This is a genomic window from Streptomyces niveiscabiei, assembly GCF_001419795.1.
Taxonomy (GTDB): Bacteria; Actinomycetota; Actinomycetes; order Streptomycetales; family Streptomycetaceae; genus Streptomyces; species Streptomyces niveiscabiei.
The window spans coordinates 1-3,680 of the sequence record NZ_LIRL01000769.1 but is presented as its reverse complement, the minus strand read 5'-3'; the positions used below and the strand labels follow the sequence as shown (position 1 = coordinate 3,680).

Annotated in this window: 5 protein-coding genes and 2 tRNA genes; 1 reads left to right on the top strand and 6 read right to left on the bottom strand. The window is 71.8% G+C overall.

The window, feature by feature from the left end; translation table 11 throughout:
• The 6 genes from AOK24_RS51445 to AOK24_RS33065 form a co-directional block, all read right to left on the bottom strand.
• Window positions 1-652: UDP-N-acetylmuramate dehydrogenase (locus AOK24_RS51445; protein WP_420876710.1), on the bottom strand; the 652-nt coding region annotated here is incomplete at its 3' end.
• Between the two features lie 125 nt (window positions 653-777).
• Window positions 778-1,206, bottom strand: a complete 429-nt coding sequence (locus AOK24_RS33085; RefSeq protein ID WP_055723706.1) for a MaoC family dehydratase — start codon at window positions 1,204-1,206, stop codon at window positions 778-780.
• An 8-nt stretch (window positions 1,207-1,214) separates the two neighbouring features.
• Complete coding sequence (locus tag AOK24_RS33080; protein ID WP_055723705.1) at window positions 1,215-1,670, bottom strand: MaoC family dehydratase N-terminal domain-containing protein; 456 nt, start codon at window positions 1,668-1,670, stop codon at window positions 1,215-1,217.
• A gap of 102 nt (window positions 1,671-1,772) precedes the next feature.
• On the bottom strand, window positions 1,773-1,937 hold the full coding sequence (gene rpmG, locus AOK24_RS33075; RefSeq protein WP_003948671.1) for a 50S ribosomal protein L33: 165 nt from the start codon (window positions 1,935-1,937) through the stop codon (window positions 1,773-1,775).
• Between the two features lie 89 nt (window positions 1,938-2,026).
• Window positions 2,027-2,099: transfer RNA gene (locus AOK24_RS33070), tRNA-Met, on the bottom strand.
• Window positions 2,100-2,160: 61 nt separating this feature from the next.
• A tRNA-Thr gene (locus AOK24_RS33065) sits at window positions 2,161-2,233 on the bottom strand.
• Window positions 2,234-2,487: 254 nt separating this feature from the next.
• Between AOK24_RS33065 and AOK24_RS33060 the strand changes: the two genes are divergently transcribed.
• Window positions 2,488-3,680, top strand: a 1,193-nt coding sequence (locus AOK24_RS33060; RefSeq protein WP_055723704.1) for an amidohydrolase family protein, incomplete at its 3' end; no start/stop codon positions are given.

The following is a 3,680-nucleotide window of genomic DNA, read 5'->3' as shown; positions in this document are numbered from 1 at the left end:
TCAGCACCGTCTCGCGCGCGGCGCCGAGTGCGACCCGCTCCCCCACCTCGACGCCGAGCGCCCGCGCGGTCTCCGCGTACTTGACGGGCGCCGACATTCCGCCCGCGTCCTCCAGGGCGAACCGCACGCGCAGGACGACGTACCGCTCGGGGTCCGCCTTGAAACGGCTGTGGCGGTACGAGAAGGCGCATTCGGCGGCGGAGAGCGTGACCGTCTCGCCCGCGCGCCGGTCGTAGGCGACGACCTCGGTGATCGTCGAGGAGACCTCCTGGCCGTACGCGCCGACGTTCTGGATCGGCGTCGCGCCCGCAGACCCGGGGATCCCGGCGAGGCACTCGATCCCGGCGAGCCCGGCGTCCACCGCGCGCGCGACGGCGTCGGTCCACACCTCGCCCGCGGCCAGCTCCAGCGTCGTACCGCTCAGTTCGGTCCCGCGGGTGGCGATGCGCAGGGCCGTGCCGTCGAAGCCCTTGTCCCCGACGACGAGGTTGGAGCCGCCGCCGACGATCAGCAGGGGTGTCCCGGCCGCGTCGGCCTCGCGCACGGCCTCGATCACCTCGGCGTCGGTGGTGGCGGTCACCAGGCGGGAGGCGGGGCCGCCGAGCCGGAACGTGGTCAGCGGGGCGAGCGGAGCGTCGTGAAGTTCGAGCACGCGGCCAAGCCTACGAGACGGCACTGACAACGCCGGTCGCCCGCCGGGCACGGGTAAGGGGCGCCTCGCCATGGAGAACGCCCCTTACATCGACGTACGCGTGCGCGCCTGTCGTACGGAAAGCCTCAGGCCAGGCGGACGACCGCGCGGGACATGCCGAGGACCTTCTGGCCGGCGCTGGTGACGGTGAGGTCGACGCGGACCGTGTTGTCGTCGAGCTTGGCGGCGACCTTGGCGGTGACCTCGATGAGGGCGCCCTCGTCGTCGTTGGGGACGACAACAGGCTTGGTGAAGCGGACGCCGTAGTCGACGACCGCGCCAGGGTCACCGGTCCAGTCGGTGACGACGCGGACGGCCTCGGCCATGGTGAACATGCCGTGCGCGATGACGTCCGGGAGGCCCACCTCCTTGGCGAACTTCTCGTTCCAGTGGATCGGGTTGAAGTCGCCGGAGGCGCCCGCGTAGCGCACGAGCGTGGCGCGGGTCACGGGGAAGGTGCGGGCGGGCAGTTCGGTGCCGACCTCGACGTCGTCGTAAGAAATCTTCGCCGTCATGGGATTCCTCACGCCTCCTCGGTGACCGCGCGGGCCACGAGCTTGGTCCAGGCGGTCACGACGTGCTCGCCGGCCTCGTCGTGGACCTCGCCGCGGATGTCCAGGATGTCGTTGCCGGCCATCGACTTGATCGCCTCGATGGTCGTGGTGACGCTCAGCCGGTCGCCCGCGCGCACGGGCCGGACGTACGTGAACTTCTGGTCGCCGTGCACGACGCGGCTGTAGTCGAGGCCCAGCTGAGGGTCCTCGACGACCTGTCCGGCGGCCTTGAAGGTGATGGAGAACACGAACGTCGGCGGAGCGATCACGTCCGGGTGGCCGAGGGCCTTGGCCGCCTCGGGGTCCGTGTACGCGGGGTGGTCGTCGCCGACCGCCACCGCGAACTCGCGGATCTTCTCCCGGCCCACCTCGTAGGGCTCGGTGGGCGGGTAGCTCCGCCCCACGAAGGACTGGTCGAGCGCCATGGGCCCGGCACCTCTCTGGTTGCTCTACTGACCGGTACTGCCTGTTCAACGACGTGAGGCCGCCCCCGATCTCTCGGGGACGGCCTCACGTACGAGCCTGATTTATCGCGTTTCGCGGTGCGCGGTGTGCGCGTTGCAACGCGGGCAGTGCTTCTTCATCTCCAGTCGGTCCGGGTTGTTACGCCGGTTCTTCTTGGTGATGTAGTTCCGCTCCTTGCACTCCACGCAGGCCAGCGTGATCTTCGGGCGGACGTCGGTGGCAGCCACGTGAGTGCTCCTTGACGAACGGATAGAAAGGATTAACGCATGAAAGAGTAGCCGACTGAAGGACCGACCCCACAATCGGCTACTGTTCGTAGCGGTGACCGGACTTGAACCGGTGACACAGCGATTATGAGCCGCTTGCTCTACCGACTGAGCTACACCGCTGTGATGAGATCCGTTCCCGCCCCGCGACCGGAAGTCTTGCGGCGGGAACCTCTCTCACCAGAGCCCCAATACGGAATCGAACCGTAGACCTTCTCCTTACCATGGAGACGCTCTACCGACTGAGCTATTGGGGCGAGCGAGGAAGACATTACACGCTCCCCGGGCGTTCACCCAAATCCGTTGTCCAGCCCTGTGCGGGCCCGGTTTCCGGCCTGCCACAAGGGTCCCGGGGGCCTCCCCCGCGCGGCGGACCACACCGGTACGACTATTTCGTCCCTCCCTGACAGCACCGGACGACCGCCCTAGGCTCGACTCACTCTGTGTGATCGCCCTCTGCGATCTCTGCGACCCATGTGCCGTTCTATGACCTCGGAGCCCCTGGAGCGCGATGCCCGACAGCCAGCCTCAGCCGTCCCCGCCGCCGTCCTCCGGCGGGTCCTCCGGCGGCCGGCAGGACCCGTCGGCCCTCCTGCTGTGCGGCGCCAGGCTCACCGACGGCAGGACCGTGGACGTACGGCTGGGCGGCGGCCGGATCGAGGCCGTCGGTACGGCGGGCAGCCTGACCGGCCCTCCCGCGCGCGGGGGCCGCGTCGACCTCTCCGGCTACCTCCTGCTCCCCGCCCCCGCCGAACCGCACGCGCACGCGGACACCGCGCTGTCCGCCGACACGGGCGGGCCGGTGTCGTACGCCCCCGAGGACGTCCAGCGGCGCGCCACCGAGGCGGCCCTCCTCCAGCTCGGCCACGGAGCGACCGCCCTGCGCGCGCACGTGCGCGTGGGCGACGTCCAGGGGCTCGGCGCGCTCGGCGCCGTCCTCCAGGCGCGCCGTTCGCTGCGCGGGCTCGCGGAGCTGACGGCCGTGGCGGTGCCCCGGCTGCTGACCGGGGTGGCGGGCGCGGACGGGCTCGCGATGCTGCGGGACGCGCTGAAGATGGGCGCGGGCGTGGTGGGCGGCTGCCCCGACCTCGACCCCGACCCGACGGGGTACGTCCAGACCGTCCTGGAGGTCGCCGCCGAGCACGGCTGCCCCGTCGACCTGCACACCGACGCCGCCGACCCCGGGCGCCTCGCGCGCATCGCCGCGCAGTGCGGGGGCCTGCGGCCCGGCGTCACGCTCGGCCCCTGCGGGGCGCTGCCCGCCGAGCACGCCTCCCGTACGGCCGACCAGCTCGCCGCCGCGGGCGTCACCGTCGTCTGCCTCCCCCAGGGCTCCTGCGGGGCCGTGGAGGGCCGTGGGACGGCCCCTGTGCGGCTCCTGCGGGCGGCGGGAGTGCGGGTCGCCGCCGGGAGCGGGGCACTGCGGGACGTGTCCAACCCCGTGGGGCGCGGTGACCCGCTGGAGGCCGCGTATCTGCTGGCCTCGCGCGAGGGGTTGCGGCCCGAGGACGCGTACGACGCCGTCAGCGCGTCCGCGCGCGCGGTGCTCGGGTTGCCGGAGGTGCGGGTGGAGGCGGGGTTCCCGGCCGAGTTGCTGGCGGTGCGGGGGGAGCGGCTCGCGGGGGCGTTGTCGCTCGCCTACAGCCGGATCGTGATTCATCGGGGGCGGGTGGTGGCTCGGACCAGTGCGGTGCGGGAGTACTG